Origin of the sequence: Pseudomonas sp. OST1909 (genome assembly GCF_015277575.1) — a bacterium.
GTDB lineage: Bacteria > Pseudomonadota > Gammaproteobacteria > Pseudomonadales > Pseudomonadaceae > Aquipseudomonas > Aquipseudomonas synxantha_A.
Window position 1 is genome coordinate 596349 of sequence record NZ_CP063780.1, and the last position, 18429, is coordinate 614777.

The 18429-nt window shown below is 61.1% G+C and carries 16 protein-coding genes; 15 read left to right on the plus strand and 1 reads right to left on the minus strand.

The genetic code is table 11. The features are described 5' to 3' along the window. Positions 1-73: 73 nt before the first annotated feature. The 3 genes from IH404_RS02650 to IH404_RS02660 all read left to right on the plus strand — a co-directional run bounded on the left by IH404_RS02650 (position 74) and on the right by IH404_RS02660 (position 2115). Positions 74-1084, plus strand: a complete 1011-nt coding sequence (locus IH404_RS02650) for a class 1 fructose-bisphosphatase (protein WP_194439871.1) — start codon at positions 74-76, stop codon at positions 1082-1084. Positions 1085-1260: 176 nt separating this feature from the next. Continuing rightward, positions 1261-1515, plus strand: coding sequence for a hypothetical protein (locus IH404_RS02655; protein WP_005783949.1), 255 nt, complete (start codon positions 1261-1263; stop codon positions 1513-1515). Between the two features lie 30 nt (positions 1516-1545). Continuing rightward, entirely contained in the window at positions 1546-2115 is a 570-nt protein-coding gene (locus IH404_RS02660) for a lipocalin family protein (protein ID WP_005783950.1), read from the plus strand. Positions 2116-2241: 126 nt separating this feature from the next. On the opposite strand, the gene IH404_RS02665 is transcribed toward IH404_RS02660, so the two are convergent. Further along, the gene (locus IH404_RS02665) at positions 2242-3606 is read right to left on the minus strand and encodes a formimidoylglutamate deiminase (RefSeq protein WP_005783951.1); all 1365 of its coding nucleotides are present in this window, start codon (positions 3604-3606) and stop codon (positions 2242-2244) included. 78 nt (positions 3607-3684) lie between these two features. On the opposite strand from IH404_RS02665, the gene hutC reads away from it, so the two are divergent. The 12 genes from hutC (at position 3685) to hutG (ending at position 18260) form a co-directional block, all read left to right on the plus strand. Further along, on the plus strand, positions 3685-4464 hold the full coding sequence (gene hutC, locus IH404_RS02670) for a histidine utilization repressor (protein ID WP_194439873.1): 780 nt from the start codon (positions 3685-3687) through the stop codon (positions 4462-4464). After that, positions 4461-5021 carry a HutD family protein gene (locus IH404_RS02675; RefSeq protein ID WP_194439875.1) on the plus strand — a complete coding sequence of 187 codons (561 nt, stop codon included), beginning with the start codon at positions 4461-4463 and terminating at the stop codon, positions 5019-5021. The genes hutC and IH404_RS02675 overlap by 4 nt, the downstream gene beginning before the upstream one ends. Before the next feature lie 406 nt (positions 5022-5427). Next, a complete protein-coding gene (gene hutU, locus IH404_RS02680) occupies positions 5428-7098 on the plus strand; it encodes a urocanate hydratase (protein ID WP_005783954.1) in 1671 nt (556 codons plus the stop codon). A gap of 140 nt (positions 7099-7238) precedes the next feature. Beyond that, on the plus strand, positions 7239-8684 hold the full coding sequence (locus tag IH404_RS02685) for a cytosine permease (protein ID WP_103733952.1): 1446 nt from the start codon (positions 7239-7241) through the stop codon (positions 8682-8684). A 69-nt stretch (positions 8685-8753) separates the two neighbouring features. After that, positions 8754-9719, plus strand: a complete 966-nt coding sequence (locus IH404_RS02690) for an ABC transporter substrate-binding protein (RefSeq protein ID WP_194439877.1) — start codon at positions 8754-8756, stop codon at positions 9717-9719. Between the two features lie 71 nt (positions 9720-9790). Then, positions 9791-10642: a proline/glycine betaine ABC transporter permease gene (locus tag IH404_RS02695; RefSeq protein WP_032878340.1), complete on the plus strand. Its 852-nt coding sequence runs from the start codon at positions 9791-9793 to the stop codon at positions 10640-10642. Next, complete coding sequence (locus tag IH404_RS02700) at positions 10639-11463, plus strand: glycine betaine/L-proline ABC transporter ATP-binding protein (RefSeq protein ID WP_005783958.1); 825 nt, start codon at positions 10639-10641, stop codon at positions 11461-11463. The genes IH404_RS02695 and IH404_RS02700 overlap by 4 nt, the downstream gene beginning before the upstream one ends. 121 nt (positions 11464-11584) lie before the next feature. Continuing rightward, on the plus strand, positions 11585-13093 hold the full coding sequence (hutH, locus tag IH404_RS02705) for a histidine ammonia-lyase (protein WP_194439879.1): 1509 nt from the start codon (positions 11585-11587) through the stop codon (positions 13091-13093). Between the two features lie 32 nt (positions 13094-13125). Continuing rightward, entirely contained in the window at positions 13126-14658 is a 1533-nt protein-coding gene (gene hutH, locus IH404_RS02710) for a histidine ammonia-lyase (protein ID WP_005783960.1), read from the plus strand. 158 nt (positions 14659-14816) lie between these two features. Then, the gene (locus IH404_RS02715) at positions 14817-16226 is read left to right on the plus strand and encodes an amino acid permease (protein WP_032878336.1); all 1410 of its coding nucleotides are present in this window, start codon (positions 14817-14819) and stop codon (positions 16224-16226) included. Between the two features lie 15 nt (positions 16227-16241). Next, positions 16242-17447 carry an imidazolonepropionase gene (gene hutI, locus IH404_RS02720; RefSeq protein ID WP_194439881.1) on the plus strand — a complete coding sequence of 402 codons (1206 nt, stop codon included), beginning with the start codon at positions 16242-16244 and terminating at the stop codon, positions 17445-17447. A gap of 12 nt (positions 17448-17459) precedes the next feature. Then, complete coding sequence (gene hutG, locus IH404_RS02725) at positions 17460-18260, plus strand: N-formylglutamate deformylase (RefSeq protein ID WP_194439882.1); 801 nt, start codon at positions 17460-17462, stop codon at positions 18258-18260. Positions 18261-18429 lie beyond the last annotated feature (169 nt).

An 18429-nucleotide genomic window follows, 5' to 3' on the forward strand; every position in this document is an offset into this window, starting at 1 on the left:
TGATTAGAGGAAATAACCCTCGACTCGCGTTAAACTGCGCGGGTTTTCAGCCCCCCATTCTCCGGAGCCTTCCATGTCCCGCGTTACCCTGAGTCGCTATTTGATCGAGCAGACCCGCAGCAACAACACGCCTGCCGATCTGCGCTTCCTTATCGAAGTGGTGGCGCGTGCTTGCAAGGAAATCAGCCACGCCGTTTCCAAAGGCGCACTGGGCGGTGTCCTGGGCAGCATGGGCACTGAAAACGTCCAAGGCGAAGTGCAGAAGAAGCTCGACGTACTCTCCAACGAAATCCTGCTTGAAGCCAACGAGTGGGGCGGTCACCTGGCCGGCATGGCGTCCGAAGAAATGGACAATGCCTACCAGATCCCTGGAAAGTACCCGAAAGGCGCTTACCTGCTGGTATTCGACCCACTGGACGGTTCGTCCAACATCGACATCAACGCACCGGTCGGCACCATCTTCTCGGTACTGCGTTGCCCGAATGAATACCTGAGCCAGAACGAAGCCCTGAACGAAAAGGCCTTCCTGCAGCCGGGCACCGAGCAGGTCGCTGCCGGTTATGCCATCTACGGTCCACAGACCATGCTGGTGCTGACCCTGGGCGATGGCGTCAAAGGCTTCACCCTGGACCGCGAAATGGGCAGCTTCGTGCTGACCCACGAAGACATTTCGATTCCTGCTTCTACCCAGGAATTCGCCATCAACATGTCTAACCAGCGTCACTGGGAAGAACCGGTGAAACGCTACGTCAACGAGTTGATGGAAGGCGAAGAAGGCCCGTTGAAAAAGAACTTCAACATGCGCTGGGTCGCTGCGATGGTTGCCGATGTGCACCGCATCCTGACCCGTGGTGGCTTGTTCATGTACCCACGCGACGGCCGCGAGCTGTCCAAGCCGGGCAAACTGCGCCTGATGTACGAAGCCAACCCGATGTCGTTCCTGGTTGAGCAGGCAGGTGGTGCGTCCACCGATGGCCACCAGCGCATCCTCGACATCCAGCCTGAAGGTTTGCACCAGCGTGTGGCGGTGTTCCTGGGGTCCAAGGAAGAAGTTGAGCGTGTGACCAGCTACCACAAGAAGTAATACACGGCGATAAGTTATCCACTGTGTTGTGAGGCCGTTCACCCTTGAAGAAGCCCCGAAACGTTTCAGCGTTTTCGGGGCTTTTTTGTTTTCGCTCGTCGGGAACCAGACACCCCTTTTCCCTTCTAAGCTTCTGGCAGATACCCCAGCTGCTTTGTCTCTCCAGGAGCTTTTCCATGTCTTTACGCCGTCTCGCCCTGCTGACTTTTTGCGTGCTGTTAGCCGCTTGCAGCAAGGTCACTCAAGAAAACTACCAGAAACTGTCGGCTGGCATGGCCAAGGCCGAGGTGGAGTCGTTGCTGGGTAAGCCGACCGATTGTTCCGGTGCGCTGGGCATGTCCAGCTGCACCTGGGGCGATAAAAACAGCTTTATCAGCGTGCAGTACGCCGGTGACAAAGTTCTGATGTTTTCCGGGCAAGGCCTGAAGTAAACCGGGGCGCGAGCCTGCGGGAGAAGAAGAATGATGCGTTTTGTTTTGTTCCTTTGCGCCAGCCTGTTTTTGGCGGGCTGCGCCAGCCATTCTGGCGATGATCTGCAACCCAAGACGGCAACCAACGTCAACCTCAAGCGTTACCAGGGCACCTGGTATGAGTTGGCCCGATTGCCGATGTACTTCCAGCGCAACTGCGCGCAGTCCGAGGCGCGTTACACCTTGCTGCCGGATGGCGACATGTCGGTGTTCAACCGCTGCCTGACGCCTGAATGGAAGTGGCAAGAAGCCAAAGGCACAGCCACGCCGCAGGTGCCTGGTAAAACCGACAAGCTCTGGGTGGAATTCAATAACTGGTTTACGTCACTGTTGCCGGGCGTTGCCAAGGGCGATTACTGGGTGCTGTATGTCAGCGATGACTACAAGACCGCCATCGTCGGCAGCCCGAGCCGGCGCTATATGTGGATCCTGTCGCGCACGCCGACGGTGAGTGCCGAGACGCGTGAAGACCTGTTGAGCAGGGCGCGACAGCAGGGGTATGACACTACGCGGTTGATCTGGCGTACGTCGGACAAGCAGATGGCGAAGACGTCCCAATAATTCGCAGCACCCCCAATCAAATGTGGGAGCTGGCTTGCCTGCGATAGCATCAACCCGGTGTAACTGATGCACCGAGGTGTCTGTATCGCAGGCAAGCCAGCTCCCACATTTGTTATGGGTTGGCCGTTAGTCCAGCAAGTCTTTCAAGACCTGGGTGAATGCCCGGTTGCTGTCTTCTTCGCCGGCATGATGCCCCTCCCGCACCACCCACTTGCCATTGACCAGCACATCGCGCACTTGGCGATCGCCACCTGCAAACAGCCAGCGATTGAGAATCCCATCCTCACTGGCGGTCGCCAGGTACGGATCGTTGCCGTCCAGCACGATCCAATCCGCCCGCTTACCGACTTCCAGGCGTCCAATCGGCTGGCCAAGCGCCTGTGCGCCACCGTCCAGCGCAGCATCGAACAGCGTGCGGCCAACCATTGGCTGATCACTGCGATACAGGCGATTACGCCGTTGATCGCGCAGACGCTGGCCGTATTCCAGCCAACGTAATTCCTCCACCACGCTCAGTGAAACATGGCTGTCGGAGCCGATACCCATGCGTCCGCCCTGGGCAAGGAAATCCACCGCCGGGAAAATCCCATCGCCCAGGTTGGCTTCGGTGGTCAGGCACAAACCGGCAATGGCTCGGCTGTTGGCCATGCGCGTCACTTCGTCAGCATCGGCATGGGTGGCGTGCACCAGGCACCAGCGCTCGTCCACTTCAACGTTGTCATACAGCCATTGCAGCGGGCGTTTGCCGCTCCAGGCCAAGCAATCGTCGACTTCTTTTTGCTGCTCGGCGATATGGATATGCACCGGGCAGGTCTTGTCACTGGCCGCCAGCACTTGCTGGATCTGTTCGGGGGTGACCGCACGCAGGGAGTGAAAACACAGGCCCAGTTGCTGCGCAGGTTGTGCCGCCAGGATCGGCTGCAAACGCGCTTGCAGGTCCAGGTAGTGCTCGGTGCTGTTGATAAACCGGCGCTGCCCTTCATTCGGCGCCTGGCCACCGAAACCTGCGTGGGTATAGAGCACCGGCAGCAAGGTCAGGCCGATCCCGCTGCTGGCGGCTGCCAGGCTGATCTGGCGTGACAGTTCCGTACGGTCGGCATAAGGCTGGCCATTGGTATCGTGATGCACATAATGAAACTCGGCCACCGAGGTGTACCCAGCCTTGAGCATTTCGATATACAGCTGGCGGGCGATGACCTGTAACTGCTCGGGGTTGATCTTGCCGACCATGCGGTACATCAAATCGCGCCAGGTCCAGAAGCTGTCATTGGGGTTGCCGGCCACTTCGGCCAACCCCGCCATGGCACGTTGGAACGCATGGGAGTGCAGGTTCGGCATACCCGCCAATACTGGGCCGCCGAGCCGTTCGGCGCCGTCTGCGCTGGCATTGGCCGCAACCTTTGTCAGCAGGCCATCAGCGCTGACTTCAAGACGTACATCGTTGGCCCATCCATTAGGCAGCAGCGCGCGTTCGGCAAAGAAAGCGGACATGATCAAGGCACCCCGGTCGTGTGTTTATTTGTATATACATATACAGACGTTTGCCTGCTCGGTAAACTCCGGCAATCTATGCATCTTTTTCCCCTGCAAGGATTCCTCGTGCCGACTCCGCCTGCCAAGTCTTCGCTGGCTGCCCACATGGACGAAAGTCCGGCGCCCTTGTATGCCCGCGTCAAACAGATGATCAGCCAGCAGATCCTCAACGGCAACTGGCCGCCCCATTACCGCGTGCCGTCGGAAAGCGAACTGGTCAGCCTGCTGGGTTTCAGCCGCATGACCATTAACCGCGCCCTGCGCGAGCTCACCGCCGAAGGGCTGCTGGTGCGCATGCAAGGCGTGGGTACGTTCGTGGCCGAGCCGAAGAGCCAGTCGGCGCTGTTTGAAGTGCACAACATTGCCGATGAAATCGCTTCCCGCGGGCATCGGCACACGTGCCAGGTCATCACCCTGGGCGAAGAGGCCGCGGGTTCCGAACGCGCCGTCGCCCTGGAAATGCGTGAAGGTGGGCGAGTGTTCCACTCGTTGATCGTGCATTACGAGAACGATATTCCCGTGCAAATCGAAGATCGTTTCGTCAACGCCCTGGTTGCGCCGCAATATTTGCAGCAGGACTTCACCCAGCAAACCCCCTATGCCTATCTGAACCAGGTCGCGCCGTTGACCGAGGGTGAGCATGTGGTCGAAGCGATCCTTGCCGACGCAGCCGAGTGCAAGCTGTTGCAGATCGAGCCGAGTGAGCCGTGCCTGTTGATTCGCCGTCGCACCTGGTCGGGTCGCCAGCCGGTTACCGCTGCGCGATTGATCCACCCCGGTTCCCGTCACAGCCTGGAAGGACGTTTCAGCAAATGAGTACAGTGAAGGTCTGGCGCGCCGCCGACTACGTGCGCATGCCGTGGAAAAACGGTGGTGGCAGCACCGAAGAAATCAGCCGCGACGCCGGCACGGGCCTGGATGGATTTGGCTGGCGTTTGTCGATTGCCGATATCGCCGAGTCGGGTGGTTTTTCCACCTTCGCCGGTTACCAGCGCGTGATCACGGTGATCAAGGGCGCGGGCATGGTGTTGACCGTGGACGGCGAGGAACAGCGCGGCTTGTTACCGTTGCAGCCGTTCGCGTTCCAGGGTGAAAGCCAGGTTTCCTGCCGCTTGATCACCGGGCCGATCCGCGACTTCAACCTGATCTACTCGCCCGAGCGTTACCATGCGCGCTTGCAGTGGGTGGACGGTGTGCAGCAGTTTTTCAGCACGGCCCAGACGGTGTTGGTGTTCAGCGTGGCGGATGAAGTGAAGGTGCTGGGCGAGAAGCTCGGCCATCACGATTGCCTGCAAGTGGACGGTAACACTGGCTTGCTGGAAATATCGGTCACAGGCCGCTGCTGCCTGATCGAACTGACCGCACTCGGTTAAAAACTGTGGGAGCTGGCTTGCCTGCGATAGCGGTGTATCAGCCTAGGATGTGCTGACTGACACACTGTTATCGCAGGCAAGCCAGCTCCCACATTTGTTTTTGCATTGTTCACAAAATCTGTTTCCAGCCCGCGCACCAATTTGTTACCGAATGCCCCAGCGTGACGCAAAGCTGCGCCGACGTGCCCCATCCTCCTGTCCGCAAAACATCTCTGTAAGAAATTTCATCAAGCTTCCAGGCCTTTATTTTCAAGGCTTTTGCTCATCTTCGAAAAAAATCTGCAGGGCTCACTCAGAAAGTTGGCCGCTCGATTGCATATGCTTGTACATACAAGTAAAGATGTGTGCGTAAGAGCTTCCTTCGCACCATCCATGTTCGCGCATCGATCGCCGAGGAGTCCTAGCAGTGACCAAGTCTACAAAATACCGTGACGTCGAAATCCGCGCCGCCCGCGGTAACAAGCTCACCGCCAAAAGCTGGCTGACCGAAGCGCCGCTGCGCATGTTGATGAACAACCTCGACCCACAAGTGGCCGAGAACCCCAAGGAACTCGTGGTTTACGGCGGTATTGGCCGTGCGGCGCGTAACTGGGAATGTTACGACCAGATCGTCGAGAGCCTCACCAACCTGAATGACGACGAAACCCTGCTGGTGCAGTCCGGCAAGCCGGTCGGCGTGTTCAAGACCCACAGCAACGCCCCGCGCGTACTGATCGCCAACTCCAACCTGGTACCGCACTGGGCCAGTTGGGAGCACTTCAACGAACTGGATGCCAAGGGCCTGGCCATGTACGGCCAGATGACCGCCGGCAGCTGGATCTACATCGGTAGCCAAGGCATCGTCCAGGGCACCTATGAAACCTTCGTCGAAGCTGGCCGTCAGCACTACGATTCAAATCTTCAGGGCCGTTGGGTCCTCACTGCTGGTCTCGGCGGCATGGGCGGCGCGCAACCGTTGGCCGCGACCCTGGCCGGCGCCTGCTCGCTGAATATCGAGTGCCAACAGGTCAGCATCGACTTCCGCCTGGCCAGCCGCTATGTCGACGAACAAGCCACCGACCTCGATGACGCCCTGGCGCGCATCGCCAAGTACACCAAGGAAGGCAAGGCCATTTCCATCGCCCTGCTGGGCAACGCCGCCGAAATTCTGCCAGAGCTGGTCAAGCGTGGCGTGCGCCCGGACATGGTCACCGACCAGACCAGCGCCCACGACCCGCTCAACGGCTACCTGCCGGCCGGCTGGACCTGGGACGAATACCGCGCCCGCGCCAAAACCGAGCCGGCTGCCGTGATCAAGGCGGCCAAGCAGTCGATGGCTGTGCACGTCAAAGCCATGCTGGAATTCCAGAAGCAGGGCATCCCGACCTTTGACTACGGCAACAACATCCGCCAGATGGCCCAGGAAGAGGGCGTGGAAAATGCCTTCGACTTCCCGGGTTTCGTACCGGCCTACATCCGCCCGCTGTTCTGCCGTGGCATCGGCCCGTTCCGCTGGGCGGCGCTGTCTGGCGACCCGCAAGACATCTACAAGACCGACGCCAAAGTCAAAGAGCTGATCCCGGACGACGCCCACCTGCACAACTGGCTGGACATGGCCCGCGAGCGCATCAGCTTCCAGGGCCTGCCGGCACGTATCTGCTGGGTCGGCCTGGGCCAGCGCGCCAAACTCGGCCTGGCCTTCAACGAAATGGTACGCAGCGGCGAGCTGTCCGCCCCTGTGGTGATCGGTCGTGACCACCTGGACTCGGGCTCTGTCGCCAGCCCTAACCGCGAAACCGAAGCCATGCAGGATGGTTCCGATGCCGTGTCCGACTGGCCACTGCTCAACGCCTTGCTCAACACCGCCAGCGGCGCGACCTGGGTCTCGCTGCACCACGGTGGTGGCGTGGGCATGGGCTTCTCTCAGCACTCAGGCATGGTGATCGTCTGCGACGGTACCGATGAAGCGGCCGAGCGGATTGCGCGGGTGCTGCATAACGACCCGGCGACCGGGGTGATGCGTCATGCCGATGCCGGTTATCAGATTGCTATCGATTGCGCCAAAGAGCAGGGCCTCAACCTGCCGATGATCAAGTGACCCATGTGGGAGGGGGCTTGCCCCCGATAGCGGCGGGTCAGTCATCTGATCTGTTGGCTGATACACCGCAATCGGGGGCAAGCCCCCTCCCACATTGGATCGGCGGCAACCCCAAGACAATCCATCAGAGGTTGAACAACATGGCTGCAAACGACACCACCCCGTTGATCGAAAGGCGTTCGATCGACTACATCCCGGAAGCGGAAAGACACGGTCGTCTATTGAGCCAGTTCACCCTATGGATGGGTGCCAACCTGCAGATCACCGCGATTGTCACCGGGGCCCTGGCCGTGGTGCTGGGTGGTGATGTGTTCTGGTCGTTGATCGGCCTGCTGGTCGGTCAACTGATCGGTGGCGGGGTCATGGCGCTGCATGCGGCGCAAGGCCCCAAGCTTGGTTTGCCGCAGATGATCTCCAGCCGTGTGCAGTTCGGCGTGTATGGCGCGGCCATCCCGATCGTGCTGGTGTGCTTGATGTACCTGGGTTTCACCGCGACCGGCACCGTGCTGTCGGGGCAGGCGCTGGGCCAGTTGTTCGGGGTCAGCGACAGCGTCGGTATCCTGATTTTCGCCAGTGTCATTGTGCTGGTCACCGTGCTGGGTTATCGGGTGATCCATTTCATCGGCCGTGTCGCCAGCGTCATTGGCGTGATTGCCTTTGTGTACCTGTTCAGTCGGTTGATGAGCCAGACCGACGTTGGCGCGCTCCTGCAAATCCGTCATTTCAGCTGGAGCAGTTTTCTGTTGGCCGTGTCGCTTGCGGCCTCCTGGCAGATCGCTTTCGGCCCCTATGTGGCGGACTATTCGCGTTACCTGCCGAGCAACACGTCGTCGGTGAAAACCTTTCTCGCCGCCGGCGCGGGTTCGGTCATCGGCGCGCAGGTGGCAATGGTGCTCGGCGTGTTCGCCGCGGCCATGTCCAATGGCCAATTTGCCGGGCATGAAGTGGCCTACATCGTTGGCTTGAGCGGCACAGGGGCCACTGCTGCATTGCTGTACTTCAGCATCGCGTTCGGCAAGGTCACCATTTCCACGCTCAACTCCTACGGCAGCTTTATGTGCATTGCGACCATCATCAGCGGCTTTCGCGGTCGTCTGGAAGTCACGCGTGTTCAACGCCTGGTGTTCGTGCTCGCCATCGTCGGTACGGCAACCCTGATCGCCTTGCTCGGCCAGCACTCGTTCCTCGGTGCGTTCAAGTCGTTCATCCTGTTCCTGCTGGCGTTTTTCACGCCCTGGAGCGCGATCAACCTGGTGGATTACTACTGCATCACCCGCGAGCGCTATGACGTGCCGGCACTGGCCGACCCGAACGGTCGCTATGGCCGCTGGAACCTGTTGGGTATCAGTGTCTATGTCTTCGGCGTGTTGGTGCAGTTGCCGTTCATCTCGACCAAGTTCTACACCGGCCCTTTGGTAGCCGCGCTGGGTAACGTGGACATCTCCTGGATCATCGGCCTGGTACTGCCGGCGGCCCTGTATTACGTGTGTGCGAAAAAATGGCACGGCACGGTACCCGATCACCTGATCCTGCCGACAGAGCAGGGCGCTTTACCCACAACAAACGGGCTGGCTGCACAAGCCTGATGGGACGTGGACAGGGCAGGACGCCTACTGACTGCCGTAATCCATTTCATGATTGGGAGCGTCACAACAATGACTATGAATAAGACCTTGCTGGCTACCTTGTTCTCAGCGGGCTTGCTGGCAAGCGCCGGCGCCCAGGCGGCCGGCTGGTGCGAGTCCGGCAAGCCGGTGAAATTCGCCGGCCTGAACTGGGAAAGCGGCATGTTGCTCACCGACATCCTGCAAGCCGTGCTGGAAAAAGGCTACGACTGCAAAACCGACAGCCTGCCAGGCAACTCCATCACCATGGAAAACGCCTTGGGTAGCAACGACATCCAGGTCTTCGCCGAAGAGTGGGTAGGCCGCAGCGAAGTCTGGAACAAGGCCGAGAAGGCCGGCAAAGTCGTCGGTGTAGGTGCCCCGGTGGTCGGCGCGGTGGAAGGCTGGTACGTGCCGCGTTATGTGATCGAGGGCGACGCCAAGCGCAAGCTGGAAGCCAAGGCCCCGGACCTGAAAAGCATCGCCGACCTGGCCAAATACGCCTCGGTGTTCAAGGACCAGGAAGAGCCCTCCAAGGGCCGTTTCTACAACTGCCCGGCCGGCTGGACCTGTGAGCTGGACAACAGCGAAATGCTCAAGAGCTACGGCCTGGAAAGCACCTACACCAACTTCCGCCCAGGCACCGGCCCGGCGCTGGATGCGGCGGTGCTGTCGAGCTACAAGCGCGGCGAGCCGATCCTGTTCTACTACTGGTCACCGACACCGCTGATGGGCCAGGTCGACCTGGTCAAGCTGGAAGAGAAGCCCGGCGTGGATAAGAGCGTAAGCATCAAGGTCGGCCTGTCCAAGACCTTTCACGAACAAGCGCCAGAACTGGTGGCCGTGCTGGAAAAGGTCAACCTGCCTATCGACCTGCTCAACCAGAACCTCGGCCGCATGGCCAAGGAGCGCATCGAGTCGCCAAAACTGGCGAAAATTTTCCTCAAGGAACATCCTGAAGTCTGGCACGCCTGGGTGAGCGACGACGCAGCCAAGAAAATCGAAGCGGCCTTGTAGGTCAAGTGTGCACGGCTACCCTCAGGGGTGGCCGGGCGGCTGGCCACAACCCACTGGATCGAGAGCACGATATGTTTCCTGAGAGTTTTACGTTTTCCATCGCCGACTGGGTCAACGGTTGGGTGGACTCGCTGGTCACCAACTACGGCGATGTGTTCCGGCACATCTCCGATACGCTGCTGTGGGCCATCGTCAACCTGGAAGGCCTGCTGCGCATGGCGCCCTGGTGGCTGATGCTGGCCATTGTCGGGGGCATCGCCTGGCACGCCACGCGCAAGCTGGTGACCACGGCGGTGATCGTCGGTTTGCTGTTCCTGGTGGGTGCCGTTGGCCTGTGGGACAAGCTGATGCAAACCCTGGCACTGATGATGGTCGCCACGGTGATCTCGGTGCTGATCGGCATTCCCCTGGGCATCCTGTCGGCGCGCAGCAATCGCCTGCGTTCGGTGCTGATGCCGCTGCTGGACATCATGCAGACCATGCCCAGCTTCGTGTACCTGATCCCGGTGCTGATGTTGTTCGGCCTGGGCAAGGTGCCGGCGATTTTCGCCACGGTGATCTACGCCGCGCCGCCGCTGATTCGCCTGACGGACCTGGGCATTCGCCAGGTCGATGGCGAAGTCATGGAAGCCATCAACGCCTTTGGCGCCAACCGCTGGCAGCAACTGTTCGGCGTGCAATTGCCGCTGGCGCTGCCGAGCATCATGGCCGGGATCAACCAGACCACCATGATGGCGCTGTCGATGGTGGTGATCGCCTCGATGATCGGCGCCCGTGGCTTGGGTGAAGACGTGCTCGTCGGCATCCAGACCCTCAACGTCGGCCGTGGCCTGGAAGCCGGGCTGGCGATCGTGATTCTCGCAGTGGTCATCGACCGCATTACCCAGGCTTATGGCCGCCCACGGCATGAGGCGAGCAAATGACGACTGTCAGCAAAATCGAAGTCAAAAACGTCTTCAAGATCTTCGGCGCCCGTTCCAAGGACGCCCTGGCGATGGTCGGCCAGGGCAAGACCAAGGATCAGGTACTGGCCGAGACCGGCTGCGTGGTCGGCGTGAACGATCTGTCCTTGAGCATCGGCACGGGTGAGATCTTCGTGATCATGGGCCTGTCGGGCTCCGGCAAATCCACTTTGGTGCGCCACTTCAATCGCCTGATCGATCCCACCAGCGGCGCGATCCTGGTGGACGGCGAAGACATCCTGCAACTGGACATGGAAGCCCTGCGCCAATTCCGTCGCCACAAGATCAGCATGGTGTTCCAGAGCTTCGGCCTGTTGCCCCACAAGAGCGTGCTCGACAACGTCGCCTACGGCCTCAAAGTGCGCGGCGAAACCAAGCAGGTATGCGCTGAGCGCGCCCTGCACTGGATCGAAACCGTGGGGCTCAAGGGCTACGAAAACAAATACCCACACCAGCTTTCCGGCGGTATGCGCCAGCGTGTGGGCCTGGCCCGCGCCTTGGCCGCAGACACCGACATCATCCTGATGGACGAAGCCTTCAGCGCCCTCGACCCGCTGATCCGCGCCGAAATGCAGGACCAGTTGCTCGAACTGCAAAAGACCCTGCACAAGACCATCGTGTTTATCACCCATGACCTCGACGAAGCCGTGCGCATTGGTAATCGCATTGCGATCCTCAAGGACGGCAAGTTGATTCAGGTCGGCACGCCCCGGGAGATTTTGCATTCGCCGGCGGACGAGTATGTGGATCGGTTTGTTCAGCGCCGGGCGGCGGTGGTCTGACGGACGCCATCGCAGGCAAGCCAGCCCCCACATTTGATTGGGTTCACACAGTTCAAATGTGGGAGCCGGGCTTGCCCGCGATGAGGCCGCCAAAGGTTTAGAGAATATGAAGAGGTCAACGATGTCCCAGGCAACCAAAATCATCATCGCCGACGCCCCGATGCGCTGGCAGGACGTCGCCGCCGTTGCTCGCCACGGCGCAGTGCTCGAACTCTCGGGTCACGCCTGGGCGCGCATCGACAATGCCCAGGCCATCGTGCAGCGCATCGTCGCCAGCGGCGAGCGCGCCTATGGTGTGAACACCGGACTGGGCGCGTTGTGCAATGTGTCGCTTGAGGGCGAGCAACTGAGCCAACTGTCGCGCAATACGCTGCTCAGCCATGCCTGCGGCGTCGGCCCGGTGCTCAGCGACGAGCAGACTCGCGCGATCATGTGCGCGGCAATCATCAACTACAGCCACGGTAAATCCGGCCTGCACCCGCAGGTGGTGCACGCGTTGCTGGCGCTGCTCAATCACGACATCACGCCGCAAGTGCCATCCCAGGGTTCGGTGGGGTATTTGACCCACATGGCCCATGTCGGCGTGGCCTTGCTCGGCATCGGCAATGTGAGCTACCGCGGCCGGATCGTCACGGCGCAATACGCGTTGCAGGCTGAAGGCTTGCAGCCCGTGGTACTCGGTGCCAAGGATGGCCTGTGCCTGGTCAACGGCACGCCGTGCATGACCGGCCTGAGTTGCCTGGCCCTGGCCGACGCGCACCACCTGTTGCAATGGGCCGACGTGATCGGCGCCATGAGTTTCGAAGCCCAGCGCGGCCAGATCGATGCCTTCGACGAAGAAATCATCGCCCTCAAGCCGCACCCGGGTATGCAGCAAGTGGGCAGCAACCTGCGTGCGTTGCTCGACGGCAGTGAGGTGATCGCCAGCAGCAAAGGTATCCGCACCCAGGACGCCTTGAGCCTTCGCTCGATCCCGCAGATCCACGGCGCGGCCCGCGATCAGGTGGAGCACGCCACGCGCCAGATCGAGACCGAACTCAACAGCGCCACCGACAACCCTTTGGTGCTCGGCACGCCGGTCAGCTACCGCGTGGTGTCCCAGGCCAACCCCCACGGCCAGTCCGTGGCGCTGGCGGCCGACATGCTCGCCATCGCCATGGCCGAAATCGGCTCGGTGGCCGAGCGCCGCCTGGATCGCCTGATCAATCCGCACGTCAGCGGCTTGCCGGCCTTTCTGGTCAGCAACCCCGGGGTCAACTCCGGGATGATGATCGTGCAGTACGTCGCCGCGTCCTTGTGCGGGCAAAACCGCCAGTTGGCGCAACCGGCGGTGCTCGACAACTTCGTCACCTCGGGCCTGCAGGAAGACCACCTGAGCATGGGCACCAACGCCGCGCTCAAGCTGCACCAGGTATTGGCCAACGTCACCCAGATTCTTGCCATCGAATACTTGCTGGCGGCCCAGGCGTTCGAGTTCCTCAAGGACCAGCGCTTGGGCGCCGGTACCGACCACGCCTGGCGCTTGCTGCGCGAAGTGGTCCCCGCTTACGAGCAGGACCGCTGGCTGGCGCCGGATATTGCCGCCGCTGCCCAGTTGCTTAAAGACACTGCGTTACCGAATTTGCACTGAACACTTAAGAATAATTCACAAGGAGAACGAATGTGACTGCGCTAAACCTGATTCCAGGCCAACTGAGCCTCGCCCAACTGCGTGCCATCTACCAGCAGCCGGTAACCCTCAGCCTGGATGACAGCGCCTCGGCCCAGATCGAAGCCAGCGTTGCCTGCGTGGAGCAGATCCTCGCCGAGAACCGCACCGCCTATGGCATCAACACCGGTTTTGGCCTGCTGGCCTCGACCCGTATCGCCAGTGAAGACCTGGAAAACCTCCAGCGTTCACTGGTGCTGTCTCATGCTGCCGGCGTCGGTGAGCCGATCAGCGATGCGCTGGTGCGGCTGGTCATGGTGCTCAAGGTCAACAGCCTGAGCCGTGGTTTCTCCGGGATCCGTCGCCAGGTGATCGACGCGCTGATCGCGCTGATCAACGCCCAGGTGTACCCGCACATTCCGCTCAAGGGGTCGGTCGGTGCATCCGGTGACCTGGCGCCATTGGCGCATATGTCCCTGGTGCTGCTCGGCGAAGGCAAGGCGCGCTACAAAGGCGAATGGCTGGACGCGACCGCAGCGCTGAAAGTGGCTGGCCTCACACCGCTGACCCTGGCCGCCAAAGAGGGCCTGGCCCTGCTCAACGGTACCCAGGTGTCCACCGCTTATGCGTTGCGCGGCCTGTTCGAAGGCGAAGACCTGTTCGCCGGTGCCCTTGCCTGCGGCGGCCTCACCGTAGAAGCCGTACTGGGTTCGCGCTCGCCGTTCGATGCGCGTATTCATGCCGCGCGTGGCCAGCGTGGGCAGATCGATGCGGCTGCGGCCTATCGTGACCTGCTGGGGGAAAGCAGCCAGGTCTCGCAGTCGCACCAGAACTGCGACAAGGTGCAAGACCCTTACTCCCTGCGTTGCCAGCCACAGGTCATGGGCGCCTGCCTGACCCAGTTCCGCCAGGCTGCCGAAGTGCTGGTGGTGGAAGCCAACGCGGTGTCGGATAACCCACTGGTATTTGCCGCCGAAGGCGATGTGATTTCCGGTGGCAACTTCCACGCCGAACCGGTGGCCATGGCCGCTGACAACATGGCCCTGGCGATTGCCGAAATAGGCTCCCTGAGCGAGCGGCGCATCTCGCTGATGATGGACAAGCACATGTCGCAACTGCCGCCGTTCCTGGTAGGCAATGGTGGGGTGAACTCCGGTTTTATGATCGCCCAGGTCACTGCCGCTGCGCTCGCCAGTGAGAACAAGGCACTGGCCCATCCCCATAGCGTCGACAGCCTGCCGACTTCGGCCAACCAGGAAGACCACGTGTCCATGGCCCCGGCTGCGGGCAAGCGCCTGTGGGAAATGGCCGAGAACACCCGTGGCATCCTCGCGGTGGAATGGCTGGCAGCGTGCCAGGGCCTGGATTTGCGCGACGGCCTGAAGACCTCGCCGAAACTTGAAAAAGCCCGCGGCATCCTGCGCGATAAGGTGGCGTTCTATGACAAGGATCGCTTCTTCGCCCCGGACATCAACGCTGCCAGCGAACTGCTCGCTACCCGCTGCCTGAATGAGCTGGTACCGGCCAAGTTGCTGCCGAGCCTTTAAGCTCACCGGTACCCAATGTGGGAGCTGGCTTGCCTGCGATAGCGGTGTGTCTGCGCCAGATGGGCTGGCTGGAAGTCCGCCATCGCAGGCAAGCCAGCTCCCACATTGATTTTCGCCAGATTCAGATTTTCTCGGGATAAGAATAATAGGGAAGAGAAATGCACCAGCCAGAAAAAGGTTTGAAACGCGGGCTCAACGCCCGACATATTCGCTTCATGGCACTCGGTTCCGCGATCGGCACCGGGCTGTTCTATGGTTCGGCCTCCGCTATCCAGATGGCCGGCCCCGCCGTGCTGCTGGCTTACCTCATCGGCGGCGCCGCCGTGTTCATGGTGATGCGCGCCCTCGGTGAAATGGCCGTGCACAACCCGGTGTCCGGCTCGTTCGGCCACTACGCCAGTACCTACCTGGGGCCCATGGCGGGGTTTATCCTCGGCTGGACCTACGCCTTTGAAATGATCATCGTCTGCCTGGCCGACGTTACCGCGTTCGGCATCTACATGGGCTTCTGGTTTCCCGAGGTAGCCCGTTGGGTCTGGGTGCTGGGCATCGTGTTTTTGATCGGCGGCCTGAACCTGTGCAACGTCAAGGTCTTTGGCGAAATGGAGTTCTGGCTGTCGTTGCTCAAGGTCGGCGCCATCGTGGCGATGATCCTCGGCGGTTTCGGCATCATGCTGTTCGGCATTCACTCGGCGGGTGAAACCCAGGCTAGCGGCCTGAGCAACCTGTGGGCGCACGGCGGCTTCATGCCCAACGGCATTGGCGGCTTGATCGCCTCGTTTGCGGTGGTGATGTTTGCCTTCGGCGGTATCGAAATCATCGGCATCACTGCCGGTGAAGCCAAGGACCCGCAGCGCGTGATCCCCAAGGCGATCAACGCGGTGCCGCTGCGTATCCTGTTGTTCTACGTGCTGACCCTGTTCGTGCTGATGGCGATCTACCCGTGGCCGCAAATTGGCAGCCAGGGCAGCCCGTTCGTGCAGATCTTCAGTAACCTGGGGATAGGCTCGGCGGCGACCATCCTCAATATCGTGGTGATCTCGGCGGCGGTCTCGGCCATCAACAGCGATATCTTCGGCGCCGGTCGCATGATGTACGGCCTGGCCCAGCAAGGGCAGGCGCCCAAGGGCTTCGCGCAGTTGTCCAAACAAGGCGTGCCGTGGATGACCGTGGTGGTCATGGGCGCCGCGTTGCTCGGCGGCGTGGTGCTCAACTACCTGATCCCGGAAAACGTCTTCCTGCTGATCGCTTCGATCGCCACCTTCGCCACCGTGTGGGTCTGGCTGATGATCCTGTTTACCCAGGTCGCCATGCGTCGCTCGATGACCAGGGAGCAGGTCGCCGAACTGAAATTCCCGGTGCCGTTCTGGCCCTATGCGCCGGCAGCGGCCATTGTGTTCATGCTGTTTGTGTTTGGCGTGCTCGGTTACTTCCCGGACACCCAGGCGGCCTTGATGGTCGGCGCTGTGTGGATCGTGCTGCTGATCGTCGCGTACCTGCTGTGGGTCAAGCCCGCCGCCGGGCAAGCGGCCAAGGTCCATTACGAACAGGCTTTGTCTCATCGATAACTTAGGGAGGCGTTGATGAAAACCCTTTGGCAACACTGCCACGTCGCAACCATGGCCCAAGGCAAATACTCGATTATCGAGGATGCCGCCATGGTGACAGCGGGCGCGCTGATCGAGTGGATCGGCCCGCGCAGCCAGGCACCTACGGTCGATTACGCCCAGGTGCATGACCTGCAAGGCGCGTGGGTCACCCCCGGGCTGATCGACTGCCACACCCATACCGTGTTTGGTGGCAATCGCAGCGGCGAATTCGAGCAGCGCCTCGAAGGCGTCAGCTACGCCGACATCGCGGCCAAGGGCGGCGGGATTGCCAGTACCGTGCGTGCCACGCGTGCAGCCACGGAAGATCAATTGTTCCTGAGCGCTGAAAAACGTCTGCGCAGCCTTTTGCGTGACGGCGTGACTACCGTGGAGATCAAGTCCGGCTACGGCCTGGATCTGCCCAACGAGCGCAAGATGCTGCGCGTGGCCCGGCGCCTGGGTGAAACGCTGCCGGTCAGCGTGCGCGCCACATGCCTGGCCGCTCACGCGCTGCCGCCGGAGTACAAGGACCGCGCCGATGATTACATTGAGCACATCTGCAATGAGATGCTGCCGGCGCTGGCCGCAGAAGGCCTGGTGGATGCGGTGGATGCCTTCTGTGAATACCTGGCGTTTTCCCCCGAACAGGTCGAGCGCGTGTTCAAGGTTGCCCAGCAACTCGGCTTGCCGGTAAAGCTGCACGCCGAGCAACTCTCATCGCTGCACGGTTCCAGCCTGGCGGCGCGCTATCACGCGTTGTCGGCCGACCATCTTGAGTTCATGACCGAAGAAGACGCCATCGCCATGGCTGCTGCCGGCACGGTCGCCGTGTTGCTGCCGGGCGCTTTCTACTTCCTGCGCGAAACCCAGTTGCCGCCGATGGAGGCCCTGCGCAAGCACGGCGTGAAGATCGCCATCGCCAGCGACCTCAACCCCGGCACTTCCCCGGCGTTGTCGGTGCGCCTGATGCTGAACATGGCCTGCACCCTGTTCCGCATGACGCCCGAAGAAGCCTTGGCCGGTGCCACGCAACACGCCGCCACCGCGTTGGGCATGGGCGACACCCATGGCTCACTGGAAGCGGGCAAGGTCGCTGACTTTGTCGCCTGGCAGATCGATCGCCCCGCCGACCTGGCCTACTGGCTGGGTGGCGAACTGGATAAACGCGTCGTGCGCCACGGCGTCGACGTCACTGTTTGAGAGGATGCAGTTGTGGATAAGGTTCTGACATTCAAACAAGGCCGCGTACCGCTGCTGATCAGCATGCCCCACGCCGGCCTGCGCCTCACCCCTGCGGTGGAGGCTGGGTTGATCCCCGAGGCGCAAAGCCTGCCGGATACCGACTGGCATATCCCCCTGTTGTATGACTTTGCTGAAGAACTGGGCGCCAGCACCCTGGCTGCGGAGTACTCGCGGTTTGTCATCGACCTCAACCGGCCCTCCGACAACACGCCGCTGTATGCCGGAGCTACCACTGGCCTGTACCCCGAGACGCTGTTCGATGGCGTGCCGTTGTTCCGTGAAGGGCAAACGCCCTCCGAGGAGGAGCGGGCCAACTACCTGCAAAAAATCTGGGGGCCGTACCACCGCCAATTGCAAGAAGAACTGGCACGCCTCAAGGCCGAGTTCGGCTATGCGTTGCTGTTCGATGCGCACTCGATCCGCTCGGTAATCGCGCACCTGTTCGACGGCAAATTGCCGGACTTCAACCTGGGTACTTTCAACGGCGCTGCATGCGACCCGCAGCTGGCCAGCCAACTGGAAGCGATTTGCGCCCAGCACCCGCAGTACACCCATGTGTTGAATGGGCGCTTCAAAGGCGGCCATATCACCCGTCACTATGGCAACCCGGCGCAGGATATCCACGCGGTGCAGCTGGAGTTGTGCCAGAGCACCTATATGGAGGAGTTCGAACCGTTCCGTTATCGCCAGGATTTGGCCGAGCCGACTCGGGTGGTGTTGAGGCAGTTGCTGGAAGGGCTGTTGGCCTGGGGACAAAAGCGCTACGGCTGAAGTCGCTATCGCAGGCAAGCCAGCTCCCACACTTGAATGGGTTCACAGATCAACATGTGGGAGCTGGCTTGCCTGCGATGACGGCCCAACAGTCGCCCCTGTACAACTGCCGGTCGCCACAGGTCGAGTTCATCAGGGTTTTGCTGGGTAAGGTTGTGAGTAGGGCGCA

Bases quoted from the DNA above. Each gene is read 5' to 3' on its own strand.
- hutH (WP_194439879.1), top strand. From the start codon at position 11,585: ATGTCCCAGGCAACCAAAATCATCATCGCCGACGCCCCGATGCGCTGG.
- IH404_RS02665 (WP_005783951.1), bottom strand. From the start codon at position 3,606: ATGTCCGCTTTCTTTGCCGAACGCGCGCTGCTGCCTAATGGATGGGCC.
- IH404_RS02715 (WP_032878336.1), top strand. From the start codon at position 14,817: ATGCACCAGCCAGAAAAAGGTTTGAAACGCGGGCTCAACGCCCGACAT.
- IH404_RS02685 (WP_103733952.1), top strand. From the start codon at position 7,239: ATGGCTGCAAACGACACCACCCCGTTGATCGAAAGGCGTTCGATCGAC.
- IH404_RS02695 (WP_032878340.1), top strand. From the start codon at position 9,791: ATGTTTCCTGAGAGTTTTACGTTTTCCATCGCCGACTGGGTCAACGGT.
- IH404_RS02660 (WP_005783950.1), top strand. From the start codon at position 1,546: ATGATGCGTTTTGTTTTGTTCCTTTGCGCCAGCCTGTTTTTGGCGGGC.
- IH404_RS02700 (WP_005783958.1), top strand. From the start codon at position 10,639: ATGACGACTGTCAGCAAAATCGAAGTCAAAAACGTCTTCAAGATCTTC.
- IH404_RS02655 (WP_005783949.1), top strand. From the start codon at position 1,261: ATGTCTTTACGCCGTCTCGCCCTGCTGACTTTTTGCGTGCTGTTAGCC.
- IH404_RS02675 (WP_194439875.1), top strand. From the start codon at position 4,461: ATGAGTACAGTGAAGGTCTGGCGCGCCGCCGACTACGTGCGCATGCCG.
- IH404_RS02650 (WP_194439871.1), top strand. From the start codon at position 74: ATGTCCCGCGTTACCCTGAGTCGCTATTTGATCGAGCAGACCCGCAGC.
- hutI (WP_194439881.1), top strand. From the start codon at position 16,242: ATGAAAACCCTTTGGCAACACTGCCACGTCGCAACCATGGCCCAAGGC.
- hutC (WP_194439873.1), top strand. From the start codon at position 3,685: ATGCATCTTTTTCCCCTGCAAGGATTCCTCGTGCCGACTCCGCCTGCC.
- IH404_RS02690 (WP_194439877.1), top strand. From the start codon at position 8,754: ATGACTATGAATAAGACCTTGCTGGCTACCTTGTTCTCAGCGGGCTTG.